Genomic DNA, 15,770 nt, shown 5'->3' with positions numbered 1-15,770 from the left:
CTCGATGCCATGACGTCCGACGGGCATCGCGCGGTCCGCGTCACCAGCTGGAACGTTCACGGCTGCGTCGGGGCCGACCGATCCTGCGATCCCGAGCGGGTCCTGGCGGCGATCGGACGGGCGGGGTCGGACATCGTGGCCTTGCAGGAAATCGACGGTCGCGCGCAGTTCGGCCGAAAGGAGCATGCCTTCGAGCGTTTCGCGGAGGGGCTCGGCCCGAACATCGTGGAAGCGCGCACCATCCTGCGCCCCCGCCGCGATTACGGCCATCTCCTGTGGAGCCGATGGCCGATCGAGCGTTCGGCCGTGCGCCGGTTGTCCGGCGGCCGCTTCGAGGCGCGGATGGCGATCGATGCGGTGATCCGGACGCCGATCGGCTCCTTGCGCGTCCTCTCCGCCCATCTCGGGCTGATCGGCCGGGATCGTCGCCGTCAGGCGGCGGAGCTGGCCGAATGGGCCGGCGAGACGCAAGGGCCGACCTTGGTTCTCGGCGATCTCAACGAATGGCGCGCGTCAGGCCCGGTGGACGCCGTCCTCGGCGCCTCGCTGCCCGTGCGGCTGATTCCCCGGACCTGGCCCGCGAGCCGACCCTTGGCCCGGATGGACCGCTTCTACGCATCGCGCGACATCTCGGTCGAGAGCGTCGACCGCGACGAGGCATCGCGCTTCTGGTCCGACCATCTCGCCGTCACGGCCGATCTGCGCTGGCCCCCGGTCGAGCTCGGCTGAAGCCGCGCGGCCTGTCGCGCGCCGACGCCTCGCTCAAGCCCGCGTCCCGCGGATGGCCGCCACCAGTTCGTCCTCGTCGAAGGGTTTCAGGAAGACCTTTTCCGCGCCCCAGATTTCCGCCAGGGACGTCATGGCCTCGATGGTCAGCCGCGGACCGCCGCCCGTCACGCCGAAGACGCGCATGCCGGGAAACCGACCCCGGATCTCCTTCAGGAGCTTCAGGCCGTCGACTTCGGGCATCCACATGTCGGTCACCAGGACATCGAAAGGCTCTTCGGCCAGCCTCTCGAGCGCCTCGCGGCCGTTCGACGCCACGGCAACGGAGAAGCCGGCGCTTTCCAGCGCGATCGACAGGGATTCGCGCACCATCAGGATGTCGTCCACGACAAGGGCCCTCACGGGCGTTCCTTCAGTCTGCATCGGGGCCTCCGGGATCAGGTATGTAGATGGTCACACTCGTGCCTTCGCCGGGCGCGGAGTCGATGGCGACCCAACCCTTATAATCGCTGACAATCCGTTGCACGATGTAAAGACCGACGCCGGTGCCCTTACCATCGGTCTTCGTGCTGAAGAAAGGCTGAAGCGCGCGCAGGCGCACCCGCTCCTCCATGCCATGGCCGTTGTCCGAGACGGTCATCTTCATGCCGCGCTCGAGCTTGGACAATTCGATGTGGATCGCGCCCTGGCCATCCATCGCGTGGACGGCGTTGGAGACGAGATTGCCCAGCACCTGCAACATGTCGCCGACCCGCACCAACGGTCCATCGCCATCCTCCCCGTGGAGTTCGATGCCCACGCTCGACGGCAGGGCCGGCCGGATCGCATCGAGCGCCTGGTTCAAGGCCGTGGACAGGGGCCGCTCGACCTCCATGACGCGATCTCCACGCATCGTTTGAAGCAGCTCCGAGACGACCTTGGCGGCCTGTCGGCTCGACAGCTCGATGAGGTCGAGCATCCGGCCGCCTTCCGGATCGGTGTCCGGCTTGTGACGCGAGCGCAGCCGCTTGGTGAGGTTCAGGATGGGATGGATGAGGTTGTTGATCTCGTGCGCCACGCTGCCGGCGAGCTGGCCGAGGGCGAAGACCTGTTGCTCCATCATGCGCCGTCCTTCCCGCTCCACCTCTTCGGACACGTCCCGGATGAGGCCGCGATAGACGGAACTTCGCATCCGCTCGCCGAGCAGCGGCGGAATTGGCCGGCCGCTGAGACTGATCCACCGCTCCTCGTCGCGGGGCGCCGTCAGCCGGAGCCTGACATTGTCGAAGGGAACGTTCCCCTCGATCGCCGCGCGAACGGGCGCGGTGGCCTCGGGCGAGCTGACCCTCTCGATCAGGTCGGCGAAGGGCTCGCCCAGCCGAAGCCGGGGCAGGGGTGACGAGCGACCGGCGAAGAAGGACAGCCGTCCGTGCGCGTCGACCTCCCAGGACGCGTCCGTTCCAATCTCCGCGAAGGCTTTGAAGCGTTCGACGTTCTGACGGATGTTCGCCTTCAGCCGAAACTCGCGACGCTGCACATCCATGGAGGAGAGGATCGCGAAGAGGGTGAGCGATAGGGTGATCCCGATGATGGTCGCTTCGTAGGAGATGGCCGCCGGCGCCCATTGCGGCGTGAAATCCTGCAGCACGCGCAGACCGACGGCGCCCATGACGGGAAGCCAGGCGAGGAAGAAGCTGAGCGCGCGCCGTGGCCCTCGCTGCAGCGCCGCCGCGATCGCGACGATCGTGAAGAGGAGAACCGCGAGCCGCGCATAGGGGACCACGATGCTCATGATGCCGGCGTCGGCAAAGCCGTCGACGAGAGCGACGACGGTCAGGGCCACGAGGAACTTCGTGAAGAGGATCGCCGCGGCGAAGATGCGGGGAGCCCGGACGTGGAGGCGCAGGAAGCGCGTCGTGAAGCCGATGAGGGTCACGTAGGTGGCAAAGAGCGAGCCGAGGACGAGAGACCGCGTCAGGTCGTCCCCGCCGAAGGGCACCGTGGCCTGGAAGAAGCCGTTTTCGACGGAGACCTGGAGAAGTCCGGTGCCGACCAGGGCCGCCAGCCAGAGATTGGTGCGGCTCTTCAGGAAAAGCCCGAGGGCGAGGATGTAGGCGAAGACCGCGATTCGCACCCCCAGCAGCAGCGTGAGAAGGCGCGTGCCCCGGTCGTAGAAGGCCGCGAATCCCTGGAAGTCGGCGATGCGCAGGTTGCCGCGGATCGGGGCATCCGTCCGGATGGAGAGGTAGAACCGGGCTTGATCGAGCAGCACGGGGTTCAGGAGGAAGACCGGGTAGCGAAAGCCCGTTCCTCGTCCGGCCTCGGTTCGGCTGAACTTCTGCCACGTCTGGCTCTGACGCCCGCCGGGGCCGATGGCGTGGAACTCGGCCTCGCGGACCCGGTTGTCGTCGAACATCAGGATGACGGGTTCGACGAGGCTGCTCTCCGGCAGCGCATGGAACACGTCCGCGTCGATCCGCATCCAGATCTGCGTGCTCGTCGACGCCAATGGGGTGAAACGCGTCGCGAAGGAGCGATCCGGCTCGAACAGTTCGACCCGTCGCGCGTCGACCTCGTCGGAGCTGAGCACGCCGGCGACGTCGACGAAGGTCGCGATCTCGCTCCGGGAGACGAAAGCCGAGCCACCGTCCCCGTGCGAGCAGGACGACAGCGCCAGCACCGCCAGGAGAACAAGAACGAGGCAGCTCAGCCGGCGCATCGTCGGTCGGCACTCCCATGTCGGAGACGGATCACACCGCCCGATCTCTAGCGCATCGGCCGGACGGTCGATATCCCATCCCGGACCGCCCCGGCTCGTGCCGTCAGGGCGTCGGAGCGCCGTGTCCTCTCTTCAAGGCACGCCGATGCTGGCCTCTGCCCCCGATCTCGAACCGGCGGCTTCCTCGTCCTCCGAAAGGTCGGGCTCGGCCAGGCCCGGCATCGTCGCCCGGATGGCGATCTCGAGGCCGTTGGCGAGCGCTTCGCGATCCGTCGCCGGCAGCACCTCCAGGGCGAGCGCCACCGATTTCAATGGATCGTCAGCGAGGATCCTGCGGCCAAGCGCCGTCAGTTCGAGCTGTTCCGCCCGGCCGCGGCCGATCGTTCCCAGCTTGATCAGCAAGCCCTTCGTGATGAGCGTGCGAACCGTCCGCGCCACGGCGCCGGACGCCAGGCCCTGGAACCGCGCCAGGTCGATCGCGGTGCGAAGCTGCGGAGGCGCCGATGCGAGATAGCGGATCGCAGCCCACTGGGCCGGAAAGAGGTCCGAGGCATAGCCCTGGCTGTGAATGCGGCGGGCCACCTGCTCGAGAAGGCTTGCCAGTGCTGCTGCTGAAATGGCCTCGGGCTTCAAGGAACCTCCCACACGATCGTTCCGGCATGTCCGCCGTTGACGCAAAAGTGACAGACCATTGCATTCAAGAAGGGGAGGAAACCGTCCCGCGTGTCAATCCGCGAAACGTTCGGCAACCTGACATTATCTTGCTGCCGTCGCGGCGATGGGGTCCCACACTTGCGCCGGGACCCGTTCCGGACGATATGAGCCCATCGGCCGCGGCCTGCAGACCGGCGCGATCGCGCGAATCGTAGCAGGCATGCCGGACACGCGCGGCCTTCGACGAGACGGAAACTCATGAGCGATCTGCTGGATGGTGGCACCGGTGCCGGGCGCATCGACGATGGCCTCTTCGACCTCGGTTCCGGCCACACGCGCCGTCGAACCTTCGCCATCATCTCGCATCCCGATGCCGGCAAGACGACGCTGACGGAAAAGCTTCTCTTCGAAAGCGGCGCCATTCGACTGGCGGGACAGGTCAAGGAGCGCGGCGAGCGCCGGCGGACGCGGTCCGACTGGATGGAGATCGAGCAGAAGCGCGGCATTTCGATTTCCTCCTCCGTGATGACATTTGAGTACGACGGCTTGGTCCTCAACCTTCTGGACACGCCGGGTCACGCCGATTTCTCGGAAGATACCTACCGAACCCTCACCGCCGTCGATTCCGCCATCATGGTGATCGACGCCGCCAAGGGCATCGAGGCGCAGACGCTCAAGCTCTTCGAGGTCTGCCGCCTTCGCGACATTCCGATCATCACCTTCGTCAACAAGATCGATCGCGAAGGCCGCGATCCGCTGGAGACGCTGGACGAGATCATGTCGTCGCTGGCGCTCGACGCGACGCCGCTGACCTGGCCGATGGGCATGGGCACCGACTTCAAGGGCATCGTCACGCTGAACGACGGGCCGGTGACGCTGACGCGGAGCAACCGCGCGCGCGAGGACTATGCCGATCTCGACGCCTTCATGGCCGATCCCCGCCTGAAGGACGACCCGGTCTTCGCGCCCTCGATCGAAGGGATGGAGATCGCGCGGATGTCGCTGCCGGCCTTCGATCTCGCCTCCTACCGGGAGGGTCACATGACGCCGGTCGTGTTCGGCTCGGCGATGCGGGAGGTCGGCGTGCGCGATCTCCTCGAAACCGTCTGCCGATTCGCACCCTCGCCGCTGCCCCAGCCGGCCAATCCCGCACCGATCCAGCCCTCGGACCCGGAGGTGTCGGGCTTCGTCCTGAAGATCCAGGCCAACATGGATCCCAACCACCGCGACCGCATCGCCTTCGTGCGGCTGACGTCGGGGGTCTTCAAGCGCGGCATGCGGCTGCGCAACGTGCGGACCGCCAAGGACATGAAGGTGTCGAGCCCGATGTTCTTCTTCGCCCGCGAGCGCGAGATCGCCGACGAGGCGGTGGCCGGCGACATCGTCGGCATTCCGAATCACGGCACGCTCTCGGTCGGCGATACCCTGACCGAGGGCTCGGAGTTCAACGTGACGGGCATTCCGAGCTTCGCGCCGGAGTTGATCCGCCGCGTGCGCCTGCCCGATGCCATGAAGACCAAGCAGCTCGCCAAGGCTCTGAACGATCTGGCGGAAGAGGGCGTCGTGCAGGTGTTCCGGCCCGTCGTCGGCGCGGCCTGGCTCGTCGGCGTCGTCGGCGCGCTGCAGCTGGAAGTGCTGCAGTCGCGGCTCGTCAACGAGTACGGCGTCGAGGTGATGCTGGAAAACTCGGCCTTCGACACCGCGCGCTGGGTGGACAGCGACGATCCGGCCGAACTCGAACGCTTCGTGAAGTCGAACCAGGGCGATCTCGCGCGGGACCGGGAGGATCGCCCGGTCTTTCTCGCCCGCAATTCCTGGGAGCTCGGCTACGCGCAGAAGAACTATCCGGCCGTGCGCTTCGCCACCACGAAGGAGCGGCACTGAGCATTTCGCTGCCCGAATGAAGAAGGCCCGGGGATGACCGGGCCTTCTTCTGGAAACGTGGAGCGATCGATCAGGCCTGCGGCTTCTTCGGCCGGCGTGGCTTGGCATAGGCCTTGTCGCCGCCGGCCGGCCGGGGCGCCGCACCCGTGGCAGGACCATCGCGCTTGACGAAGGGCTTGCGGGGGCGGGGCTTGCCGGTCGCGGGCGCCGCGAAGTCCCCGCCGGAGGATTCGGGGGCGAGCGTGATGGTGATGTCGTCGCCGTCCGTGCCTTCCGCGCTCGCGATGAAGCGCTTGGCGGCATCCTCGGAAATCTCGAACTTCGTCTCCCGGTCGAAGATGCGGATCGCGCCGATCTCCGAGCGCGTGACCTTGCCGCGACGGCAGATCAGCGGAAGCAGCCATTTGGGGTCGGCATTGTTGCGCCGGCCGATATCCATTTGGAACCAGACGGTCGCGCCGGTCGGACCGCCGCGCGAGGCGTCGCGCTCCTTGCGGCTGCCGCGATCCTGGCTTTCGGCGTAGTCCTTGACCGGACGCGTGTCGCGGCCGAAGCCGGGATCGTAGACGTCTTCCGGCGCGGGCAGATGCGAGCGCCAGACGCGGGCGAGCGCGGCGGCGAGATCCTCGGCCGAGTGGCGCTCCAGAAGCGCCTTGGCGACGGCGATGTCCTCCTCGCCGTTCTCCTGCGTCAGAATCGGGTCGGAGAGCAGCCGTTCCTCGTCGAGCCGGCGAATGTCGTCGGCGGTCGGAGCGCCGCCCCAGGTCGGCGTGATGCGCGCCTCGGCGAGCAGCCGCTCGGCCTTCTTGCGGCGCGAGATCGGCACGAGCAGCACCGAGACGCCTTTGCGACCGGCGCGGCCCGTGCGGCCGGAGCGGTGCTGCAGGGTCTCGGCGTCGTTCGGGAGCTCGGCATGGATGACGAGGCCGAGGCTCGGCAGATCGATGCCGCGGGCGGCGACGTCGGTCGCCACGCAAACGCGCGCCCGCCCGTCGCGCAGCGACTGCATGGCCGCATTGCGCTCGTTCTGGCCGAGTTCTCCGGACAGGGCGACGGCCGAGAAGCCGCGCTCGAGGAGCCCGGAATGCAGGTGACGAACGGCCTCGCGCGTGTTGCAGAAGACGATCGCGCTCGGCGCCTCGGTGAAGCGGATCATGTTGACGACGGCGTGCTCGACCTCGTTCGGCGCGATGCGGATCGCGCGGTATTCGATGTCGACATGGCCGGTGGCTCCGCGCGTCGCCTCGATGCGCAGGGCGTCGCGCTGGTAGCGCTTTGCCATCGCGTTGATGGCCTTCGGGAGCGTGGCGGAAAAGAGGAGGGTGCGACGGCTTTCCGGCGTCGCCTCCAGCATGAATTCGAGATCCTCGCGGAAACCGAGGTCGAGCATCTCGTCGGCCTCGTCGAGGATGACGGCGCGAAGGCCACCGATCTGCAGGCGGCCGCGTTCCAGATGGTCGCGCAGGCGACCGGGCGTGCCGACCACGATGTGCGCGCCGGCCTGGAGCTTCTTCTGCTCGGCGCGGGGGTCCATGCCGCCGACGCAGGTGACGATGCGTGCGCCCGTTTCGGCATAGAGCCATTCGAATTCGCGGTGGACCTGCAGCGCGAGTTCGCGGGTCGGCGCGACGACGAGCGCCAGCGGAGCGCCGGCCTCCTCGAAGCGCTCGGCATCGCCGAGCAGCGTCTTGGCGACCGCGAGGCCGTAGGCGACGGTCTTGCCGGAGCCGGTCTGGGCGGAAACGAGAAGGTCGCGGCCTTCGGTGTTGGGATCCAGAACCGCGTCCTGCACGGGCGTCGGGTCGGCATAGTTCCGGGCGGCGAGGGCCCGTTCGAGGGCGGGATGAGTCGGGCGAAACGGCACGGCGGCAATCCTTCGGAAAAGCGGTCGCACACGAACGGCCCGGCCAAAGCCGGCCTCGGTCAGACCGGTGGAGGCAAGCGCCTCGGGAGCATCCCGCAGGCGAACGGCATGGGTCGAAGGATCCGTCGAGGATCGCGGCGACATGCATGCCAGGGTTCAATCGGTCGGAGCTTGTCAGCGCCCTTCCGGACCCTTTGTTTGCTCCATGGCGAAGACGCGAAGCGCTCGTGGTCGAAGCGCACCGCGTTCCCATCGCTCGTCGTCGGTCGATGCGGCGCCCCGTCGAGGGCGCCGGACTTACTTCTTGCGCTGCTTGCGCGCGGCGTAGCGGGCGTCGCGGGCGGCTTTTCGCTCGGCTTCGTCGGCCAGAAGGCGCGTGATGTGCGCATCGGCCTCGGCCTTCTTGCGAGCCTCCTCGGCGAGGCGGTCCTGTTCCAGCTGCTCCTGGCGCAGGCGCTCCTGCTCGGCCTTCTCGGCGGCCTCGATGCGCTTCTGCTCGGCGCGCGCCTCGCGCGCCTCCGCGATCGCCTTGCGCTCGGCGATCTTGGCCTGCACTGCGGGATCGTTCTCGTCAGGCTTGGCCTTGAACTTTTCCAGAAGCGCCTTCCTGGCCTCGATGGCCGTCTTGCGACGCTCGGCGAAGTCGTTGTCCTTGGGCGTGCTCAATGCTTGTGTATACCGCTTGAAGGAGGGGAACGGGGAGATCACCGCCTCCCAGGCTCGTTCAAGCCGGAAAAGCGTCGCAGGATGCGCCGCTCGTCGCATGCTGTCACGAGAGCCCTTCGCTTATTCCCCTTGCGGCAAAAGGTCAAGGAAGAGGGCGCATTGCTCCCATGCGCATCACGGCATGACGCTGAAATAGGCGATGTAGAAGACCGACCAGAAAGCGGCGTAGAGCGATCGCGACGCGGCACGCGACCGTCGGCCCCGCAGGACGCCTCCCGCCAGACCGGCCACGATCGCGACGAGACAGAACCGCGGCAGGCGGATGAGCGGCGTCAACAGCACGAAGGCGGCGATCGGCGTGCCCGATGCGCCGGCCGCCGCCGCGTAGAGCTTGTAGGGAATGCCGGAGAACGAGCCGGTGAAGGCGGCGCCGAGACCGCCCGCTTCATAACGTTCGGCGACGTCCCGCACCATCGCCCCGTCGATGGCGGGGAGGGCGGCGAGCACGCGTTGGACGCCGCCGGGATCGGACCGGGACCAGAGCATCATCGCGAGCCCGCCGAGAGCCGCGCCGAGCGAGGCGGCGACCGCGGCTTTCAGCCCGGCGCGCCAGCCGCGCTCCAGCGCGACGAAGCCGATCCAGACATCGGCGACGATGACGAACAGGGTCGCTTCGGCGAGCCCCCAGAGCGCGGCGATCGCCATGCGGGGGATCAGAGCGCGAAGTAGTAGTTGACGAGATGGAAGAAGATCGGCGCGGCATAGGTCACGGAATCCATCCGGTCGAGAGCCCCGCCGTGCCCCTCGATCATCGTGCCCCAGTCCTTGGCGCCAAGCGAACGCTTGATGGCGGACAGGACGAGCCCGCCGCAGAAGCCGGCAAGGACGATGGCGAAGGCGAGAAGAGCGGCCTGCCACGGCGCGAAGGGCGTGATCCAGAACAGGGCAGCGCCGATGGCCGTCGCGCTGAGGGCGCCGCCGACGAGACCCTCCCATGTCTTGGAGGGGCTGACGCTCGGCGCGACCTTCCGGCGTCCGAAGAGCTTTCCGAACACATATTGAAGCACGTCCGACAACTGGACGACGGCGATGAGGAAGAAGAGGAGCAGGAAGTTGCGCCCCTCGAAGCCCGGAATGTCCAGCATCAGCAGCGCCGGGGCATGGCTGATGCAATAGACCGTCAGCATGAGGCCCCACTGGATCTTGGCCGTTCGCTGCAGAAAGTTCTCGGTCTCGCCGGCCAGCACCGACAGGACGGGCAGGATCAGGAAGGCGTAGACGGGAATGGTGATCGAGAAGAGCGAGAGCCAGTCGATGCCGACGAGATAGTATTGCAGCGGGATGAACAGGTAGAAGGCCGCGGCGATCGAGCGATGGTCGGCCGGCCGCGTCGGCGTCAGCGTGACGAACTCGCGCAGGCAATAGAAGGACGTCAGCGCGAAGAGGATCAGCGTCACCGTCTGCCCGAACGCGAAGGCGAGGCCGAAGATCGCGACCATGACCCACCAGGCCTTCACCCGCTGGTTCAGGTTCTCGACCGTCGCGCGGGCGCCGTCGCTCGACGCGCGCCGCTTCAGCATCGCGCCGAGGATCGAGGCGAAGGCAAGAATGGAGCCGACGCCGAGGAAGAGAATGACGGCGGTTCTATCCATGCGCGGTCGTCCGGTTCGGTAAAGGCGGCATCAGGAGACAGCGGGACCGGCGAGGGCCGCGACCGCCGCTCGCGCCCGCTCCAGGAAAGCGCCGCGGTCTTCGCCGGGGCGCAGCGCGATCGGCGCCCCGAAGCGCGCGCTGCAACTGATCGGGGCCGGCAGATAGGCGCCCTTCGGGAAGGCCCTTGCGAGATTGTCGAGATAGACCGGGACCAGCTCGACCTCGGGATGGGCGGCGGCGAGGCGGTGGAGCCCCGCCTTGAACGGGCCGGGCAGGGCTTCGGTGCCGCGCGTGCCCTCGGGAAAGAGGATCAGCGAGCCGCCCGTCGCCAGGCGGGCCTCGACCGGGGCCAGGGGGTCGGCTTCGGGCGTCGCCCGCTGCCGGTCGATCAGCACGCAGCCGAGCACGTCGAGCGCCACGAAGCGCCGGCCGGCGGTCTTGCCCCAGTAGTCGGCGGCGGCGACGGGGTGCGTCCGGCTTCGCAGCGGAGGCGGCAGGGCGGCCCAGAGCATGATCGTGTCGAGATGGCTGCCGTGATTGGCGAAGTAGATCCGCTGGCGCGAACTCGGTTCGGCGCCGACCCAGCGCGCGTGGCCGCCGACGAGGAAGCGGGTGGCCGCGATGAGGGCGGTTCGGGCGAGCGCGGCCGCGATCACGGCGCGCGCTCCCGAAGGAGCCGGCCGAGGACGATCAGCCGGCGCAGTCCCGTCCAGGCGGTGCCCGCGACGACGATGGCGAGGATCGCGCGGAGCGCATGGGACGTGCCGAAGATCCACGCCTCCAGCGCCGCGAGGATGCAGCCGAGCGTGACCGCGGCCATGCGGTGGGGCTTGGCCATCGGGCCGCGGAAGTCCTGCGGCAGGCCGAGCGCGCCACCGAGCATGCGGACATAGGCCGTGAAGACCGCGAGGATCGCCGCGACGAAGCCGAGTTCCGGCCAAGCCGCGGCATAGCCGAAGCCGACGAGGATCGCCGTGTCCTCCAGCCGGTCCGGCGCTTCGTTGTAGAGCGCCCCGACGGCCGAGCCCCGACCGCCTTCGACGGCGACGAGGCCGTCCATCATGTTGCAGAGAAGCCGAAGCTGAACCCCGAGCGCCGCCAGGAGATAGAGCCAGGGGCGGGCCGGCGCCGCGGCGAGGGCGAGGCCGGCCAGGACCGCGAAGAGGATGCCGATCAACGACAGGGCGTTGGCCGTGACGGGTGTCGCGAGGAGGGTGCGCAGGAGCGCTGCCGCCCAGCGGGTCTGCCGCGACGCCAACGGGCGCCGCTCTCCCTTCGCCGTCATGTGACGCCTCCCTCGCGGACCCTCGTGCCGTTCCGGCATCGAGGGGTGTCGGTCGTCCTCGTGTAGACGTTTCGGCTGCGATGACAATGCCGAAGCGCGACGGCGGCGTGGACGACGGGAGCCGCAGCGCCGCAGCCCGCCTGCGTCTTCGCGGTCGTTCGGGGCCTCCGGCTGGATTTCGCGTCGCCGCCGACGTCGGCGATGGTCCCGTCCTCTTCTTCCCGCCTTCGTAGTTTTGCGCAGCCGTCCTCGTCACCGAAGAATCCGGTTGTAAAGTCCGACAATTTAGCCGACTCCGGAACCTCATGCGGGCGGTTGCGTCTCGATAAAGCCGATGGATCGGCGTTCGCCTGCGCAGAGGCTGCAGGGTTGCGGTTCGATCGTGGAGTTGAGTTTTGGAGCGCACCGACGCCGTCGAACTGACCGATCGCCTTCATGCGGAACAGGGGCGGGGCGATCCGTTCGCCGCTGCCGTCCGCGCGACGCGCATGCCGATGATCATCACGGATCCTCGGCAGAAGGACAATCCGATCGTCTTCTGCAACGACGCCTTCTGCGACCTCACCGGCTACGGGCGCGAGGAAGTGCTCGGCCGCAATTGCCGCTTCCTGCAGGGCGAAGACACGGACCAAGGGGATATCGGGCTCGTCCGGATCGCGATCGAGGCGCGGACCGACGTCTCGGTCGAACTCCTGAACTACAAGAAGGACGGCCAGCCGTTCTGGAACGCGCTCTATATCAGCCCGGTCTTCACCGATGCGGGCGAGTTGCAGTTCTTCTTCGCCTCGCAATTCGACGTCACGGACCGCAAGGAGCGCGAACTCGCGGCCCTCGAAGGACGTGAGTTCTTCGAGCGCGCGGTTCGAGACCGGACGGCCGAGCTCGAGGCCGCGCTCGCCCAGAAGACGATGCTGCTCCACGAGGTCGATCACCGCGTGAAGAACAATCTCCAGATGGTCGCCGCGATGATCCGCAATCAGGCGCGCTTTTCCGGTAGCGACGACGTGAAGACCTCCCTCGTGGCGACACTGGCCCGTGTCGAAACGCTCGGAGCCGTCCATCGCCGGCTCTACGAATCCAAGGACATCGCGACGTTCAGTCTCAGCGACTTCATCTCGGAGATTTCGGTCGGACTGGTGGATTCCACGGGGCAGTCGCGCGTCCAGCTCGACCTCGATCTCGAACCGGTGGAGGTGGCCGCCCCGAGCGCCTCCCCGCTGGCCTTGCTCGTCAACGAACTCCTGACGAACGCCTTGAAGCACGCCTTTCCCGACGGGCGCTGCAACGGACGCATCCGGGTGACGATGCGCAGCGCGGACGGCGAGGCGACGCTCACAGTGGAGGACGACGGCGTCGGACTGCCGGCCCAGCCGGACTCGCGGCGGTCGACCTTCGGTCATCGGCTCGTGCAGTCGCTCGTCCGACAGATCCGGGGATCGCTCACCCTATCCGATGCCGCGCCGGGGACGCGCGCGACGATCCGGTTTCCGAGCCATTCCGCGGCGTCGCGGCCATGAGCGACCTGCGTCCGTTGCGCGTCCTCATCGTGGAGGACGAAGGTCTGATCGCGATGGATATCGAGGCCACGGTGGAGGACGAGGGCCATGTCGTCGCGGGCTGGGCGACGTCGGCGGAGGAGGCGATCTCGATGGTGGATGCCGTCGATGCGGACCTCGTCTTTCTCGACATCCATCTCCTCAACGGCACCAGCGGCATCGATGTCGCCGACCATATGGTGATGCAGGGGCAGACGAACTTCATCTTCATCACCGCCAATCCCGCGATGGTCCAGCCGGACTATCGCGGGGCGATCGGCGTACTGGCCAAGCCCTTCACCCATGCAAGGCTGGTGGGAACGCTACGTTACCTGCAGGAAGGCGTTCTGGCGCCGCCGCCCTCCGACGAGCCGCCCGCCGGTCTCTCGCTCGCGCCGCACTACCGCACGAACTGGCAGAACTGAAGCGCTCCATCGTCGAAGGGGAAGGGGGAAGAGCCGTGCGACCCGAAAGGCACACGGCTCTCCAACGTCAGAGGGTCTTGGGATCCCGGGAGCGAGGGACCGGCCGGTCGATCTCGTCGAGGTCGCGTTCGTCGATCTCCTCATCCTCCTCGGGGAGATCGCGTCCGATCAGGCTCTCGTCGTCGGCAACGCCCTGGAAGGCATTGTCCGTGCGCTGGATCATGTTGTCGAGAAGATCGGGTTTCCTGGTGTCCGACATGCGGTCGCTCCCTTGGCTCGTCGTTCGGGCTTGTCGTTCGGGCTCGCTGTTGGGGCCCGGCCTTCGTGGGCAGAAAGCCGCCTCGGGGCTTCGAGGTTCCGGCGACGCGTTGTCGCCGATCTGCGACGAAGCGCGGCGCAGCCGGGATCCGGAACCTCGCGCCCCGCCGCGTCACGGCCGGCGAAGGAGCAGATCCGCTCGTCCTTGACAGCTGGGGACGGGGCGTGGAATGGTCACTGGCATGCTGGTCGAACCAGTTGATCAATTTGCGTGACCCCGATGAACTTTGTCCTCGAAAACGCGCCCGAGCTTCGCGAGGCGATCGTGCGACGCAACATCCGGGACGTCGTCGCGCAGAAGATCGCCAATCTCATCGCGTCCGGCCTGCTCAAGATCGGCGACGATCTGCCGAGCGAGCGTGATCTGGCGGTGGCGCTGCGCGTCAGCCGCGAATCGGTGCGCGGGGGCATCCAGATCCTGTCGGCCAAGGGCCTTCTCGCAGTGGTCCAGGGCGCCCGCACGCGCGTCGTGTCGGATGATCTCGGCCCCGAATTCAAGCAGCTGCGCGAACCCCGCCTCATCAACAGCTACGGGATCGACGATATCCACGCCGCCCGGCTTCTCGTCGAGCGGACCGTCGTCGGCGACGCGGCCGAGCGGATCGACGACGAGACGCTCGCGATCCTGCGCGACTCGCTAGAAGCCCAGCGCTTCGCGCTCGACGATCCCGTCCGCTTCATCATCATCGACCGGGAGTTCCACCAGGCGATCTACCGCGCCTCGGGCAATCCGGTCCTCGCCGACTTCGTGGGCGATCTCTATGCCTACATGATGGAGCATCGCCGCAAGGCGGTCTCGGAGCCCGGCGCCATCGAGCGCAGCTTCGGCGATCATCAGCGCATCGTGAGCGCGCTGGAACGACGGGATCGCGCGGGCGTCGTCGCGACGTTCGAGATCCACATCGACCGCATCTACCAGACGACCCTCAGCATTCTCAGGCCATCCGGCCGAGGGCCGGAAGGGGCATTGGAACAGCAGGGACCGTGACGACCGCGGCCGAGACGACGGAGGCCGAGCCTTCGCGCCGGACGCGCCGGCCGCACCTGAACAGACGGAGGAAGACGACATGAAGATTCTCATCATCGGCGCTGCCGGCATGATCGGCCGCAAGCTCGCCGAGCGCATCTCGGCAGACGGCGGACTTGGTGAAACGGCCGTGGACGAGATGGTTCTCGTCGACGTGATTGCGCCGCAGGTGCCGGCCGGGCGCATCTCGAACGTCTCGACGCAGGCGATCGACATTTCCGCACCCGGCGCCGCGAAGCCGCTCGTGGCGGGCCGGCCCGACGTCATCTTCCATCTCGCGGCCATCGTGTCCGGCGAGGCCGAGGCCGATTTCGAGAAGGGCTACAGTATCAATCTCGACGGCACGCGCGATCTCTTCGAGGCGATCCGTGCCGAGCATGCCGCGTCCGGCTACACGCCGCGCGTCGTCTTCGCGTCCTCGATCGCGGTTTTCGGCGCGCCGTTCCCGGCGCAGATCCCGGACGATTTCGCCCTGACGCCGCTGACGAGCTACGGAACCCAGAAGGCGATCGGCGAACTGCTGCTCGCCGATTACACGCGGCGCGGCTTCTTCGACGGCATCGGCCTTCGCCTGCCGACGATCTGCATCCGTCCGGGCAAGCCGAACAAGGCGGCTTCGGGCTTCTTCTCCAACATCCTTCGCGAGCCGATCGCCGGCGAGGAGGCCGTCCTGCCGGTCTCGGAGGACGTGCGCCACTATTTCGCCTCGCCGCGCGCCGCGATCGGCTTCTTCCTCCATGCCGGGACCATGGACCTTTCCGTCATCGGTCCCCGCCGCAACATCAGCCTTCCCGGACTGTCCGCCACGGTCGGCGACGAGATCGCCGCGCTCGGCCGGATCGTCGGCGAAAAGGCGGTGAAGCTCATTCGCCGCGAGCCCGATCCGACCATCATCCGGATCGTCGGCGGCTGGGCGACCGATATCGAGGGCCGCCGCGCCCGCGACCTCGGCTTCGTCGCCGAGACATCCTTCGACGAGATCATCAAGGCGCATCTCGAGGACGAGATGGGCGGCCGGGCCAAGGTCTGACGGCG

General features: G+C 67.7%; 16 protein-coding genes. 6 read left to right on the top strand and 10 right to left on the bottom strand.

From position 1 onward, the window contains the following. The first annotated feature begins 9 nt into the window (after nucleotides 1-9). On the top strand, nucleotides 10-729 hold the full coding sequence (locus ASG43_RS02550) for an endonuclease/exonuclease/phosphatase family protein (RefSeq protein ID WP_056499800.1): 720 nt from the start codon (nucleotides 10-12) through the stop codon (nucleotides 727-729). A gap of 33 nt (nucleotides 730-762) precedes the next feature. Here the strand turns inward: ASG43_RS02550 and ASG43_RS02545 are convergent, their stop codons facing one another. The 3 genes from ASG43_RS02545 to ASG43_RS02535 form a co-directional block, all read right to left on the bottom strand. Next, complete coding sequence (locus ASG43_RS02545) at nucleotides 763-1,128, bottom strand: response regulator (RefSeq protein WP_162244660.1); 366 nt, start codon at nucleotides 1,126-1,128, stop codon at nucleotides 763-765. Between the two features lie 10 nt (nucleotides 1,129-1,138). Beyond that, nucleotides 1,139-3,424 (bottom strand): sensor histidine kinase, encoded by a 2,286-nt coding sequence (locus ASG43_RS02540; protein ID WP_056499797.1) that lies wholly within the window; start codon nucleotides 3,422-3,424, stop codon nucleotides 1,139-1,141. Nucleotides 3,425-3,556: 132 nt separating this feature from the next. Further along, nucleotides 3,557-4,057, bottom strand: coding sequence for a MarR family winged helix-turn-helix transcriptional regulator (locus ASG43_RS02535; RefSeq protein ID WP_162244659.1), 501 nt, complete (start codon nucleotides 4,055-4,057; stop codon nucleotides 3,557-3,559). Between the two features lie 279 nt (nucleotides 4,058-4,336). On the opposite strand from ASG43_RS02535, the gene ASG43_RS02530 reads away from it, so the two are divergent. Then, a complete protein-coding gene (locus tag ASG43_RS02530) occupies nucleotides 4,337-5,962 on the top strand; it encodes a peptide chain release factor 3 (protein ID WP_082490549.1) in 1,626 nt (541 codons plus the stop codon). Between the two features lie 70 nt (nucleotides 5,963-6,032). Here ASG43_RS02530 and ASG43_RS02525 read toward each other — a convergent pair whose 3' ends face one another. From ASG43_RS02525 to ASG43_RS22490, 6 genes are all read right to left on the bottom strand, one after another. Next, nucleotides 6,033-7,826 carry a DEAD/DEAH box helicase gene (locus tag ASG43_RS02525; RefSeq protein ID WP_056501013.1) on the bottom strand — a complete coding sequence of 598 codons (1,794 nt, stop codon included), beginning with the start codon at nucleotides 7,824-7,826 and terminating at the stop codon, nucleotides 6,033-6,035. A 297-nt stretch (nucleotides 7,827-8,123) separates the two neighbouring features. Beyond that, entirely contained in the window at nucleotides 8,124-8,492 is a 369-nt protein-coding gene (locus tag ASG43_RS02520; protein ID WP_056499793.1) for a DUF6481 family protein, read from the bottom strand. Nucleotides 8,493-8,666: 174 nt separating this feature from the next. Then, complete coding sequence (locus ASG43_RS02515) at nucleotides 8,667-9,197, bottom strand: hypothetical protein (protein WP_056499790.1); 531 nt, start codon at nucleotides 9,195-9,197, stop codon at nucleotides 8,667-8,669. An 8-nt stretch (nucleotides 9,198-9,205) separates the two neighbouring features. Then, nucleotides 9,206-10,144, bottom strand: coding sequence for a phosphatidate cytidylyltransferase (locus tag ASG43_RS02510; RefSeq protein ID WP_056499789.1), 939 nt, complete (start codon nucleotides 10,142-10,144; stop codon nucleotides 9,206-9,208). Nucleotides 10,145-10,174: 30 nt separating this feature from the next. Next, nucleotides 10,175-10,801: a lysophospholipid acyltransferase family protein gene (locus ASG43_RS22495; RefSeq protein WP_200939453.1), complete on the bottom strand. Its 627-nt coding sequence runs from the start codon at nucleotides 10,799-10,801 to the stop codon at nucleotides 10,175-10,177. Next, the gene (locus ASG43_RS22490; RefSeq protein ID WP_056499786.1) at nucleotides 10,798-11,430 is read right to left on the bottom strand and encodes a CDP-alcohol phosphatidyltransferase family protein; all 633 of its coding nucleotides are present in this window, start codon (nucleotides 11,428-11,430) and stop codon (nucleotides 10,798-10,800) included. The genes ASG43_RS22495 and ASG43_RS22490 overlap by 4 nt, the downstream gene beginning before the upstream one ends. Nucleotides 11,431-11,825: 395 nt before the next feature. Between ASG43_RS22490 and ASG43_RS02495 the strand changes: the two genes are divergently transcribed. Then, entirely contained in the window at nucleotides 11,826-12,947 is a 1,122-nt protein-coding gene (locus tag ASG43_RS02495) for a PAS domain-containing protein (protein WP_244487952.1), read from the top strand. Continuing rightward, nucleotides 12,944-13,390, top strand: coding sequence for a response regulator (locus ASG43_RS02490; protein ID WP_056499785.1), 447 nt, complete (start codon nucleotides 12,944-12,946; stop codon nucleotides 13,388-13,390). The genes ASG43_RS02495 and ASG43_RS02490 overlap by 4 nt, the downstream gene beginning before the upstream one ends. Nucleotides 13,391-13,457: 67 nt before the next feature. Here ASG43_RS02490 and ASG43_RS02485 read toward each other — a convergent pair whose 3' ends face one another. Beyond that, nucleotides 13,458-13,649, bottom strand: coding sequence for a hypothetical protein (locus tag ASG43_RS02485; RefSeq protein WP_056499783.1), 192 nt, complete (start codon nucleotides 13,647-13,649; stop codon nucleotides 13,458-13,460). A gap of 279 nt (nucleotides 13,650-13,928) precedes the next feature. Between ASG43_RS02485 and ASG43_RS02480 the strand changes: the two genes are divergently transcribed. Continuing rightward, nucleotides 13,929-14,696 carry a FadR/GntR family transcriptional regulator gene (locus ASG43_RS02480; protein WP_056499781.1) on the top strand — a complete coding sequence of 256 codons (768 nt, stop codon included), beginning with the start codon at nucleotides 13,929-13,931 and terminating at the stop codon, nucleotides 14,694-14,696. A 79-nt stretch (nucleotides 14,697-14,775) separates the two neighbouring features. Then, complete coding sequence (denD, locus tag ASG43_RS02475; protein ID WP_056499780.1) at nucleotides 14,776-15,765, top strand: D-erythronate dehydrogenase; 990 nt, start codon at nucleotides 14,776-14,778, stop codon at nucleotides 15,763-15,765. The last annotated feature ends 5 nt before the right edge of the window (nucleotides 15,766-15,770 follow it).

Source organism: Aureimonas sp. Leaf454 (genome assembly GCF_001424685.1).
GTDB lineage: Bacteria > Pseudomonadota > Alphaproteobacteria > Rhizobiales > Rhizobiaceae > Plantimonas.
Note: the sequence above shows the minus strand (reverse complement) of the source record. Positions and strands in the feature narration are given on the sequence as shown.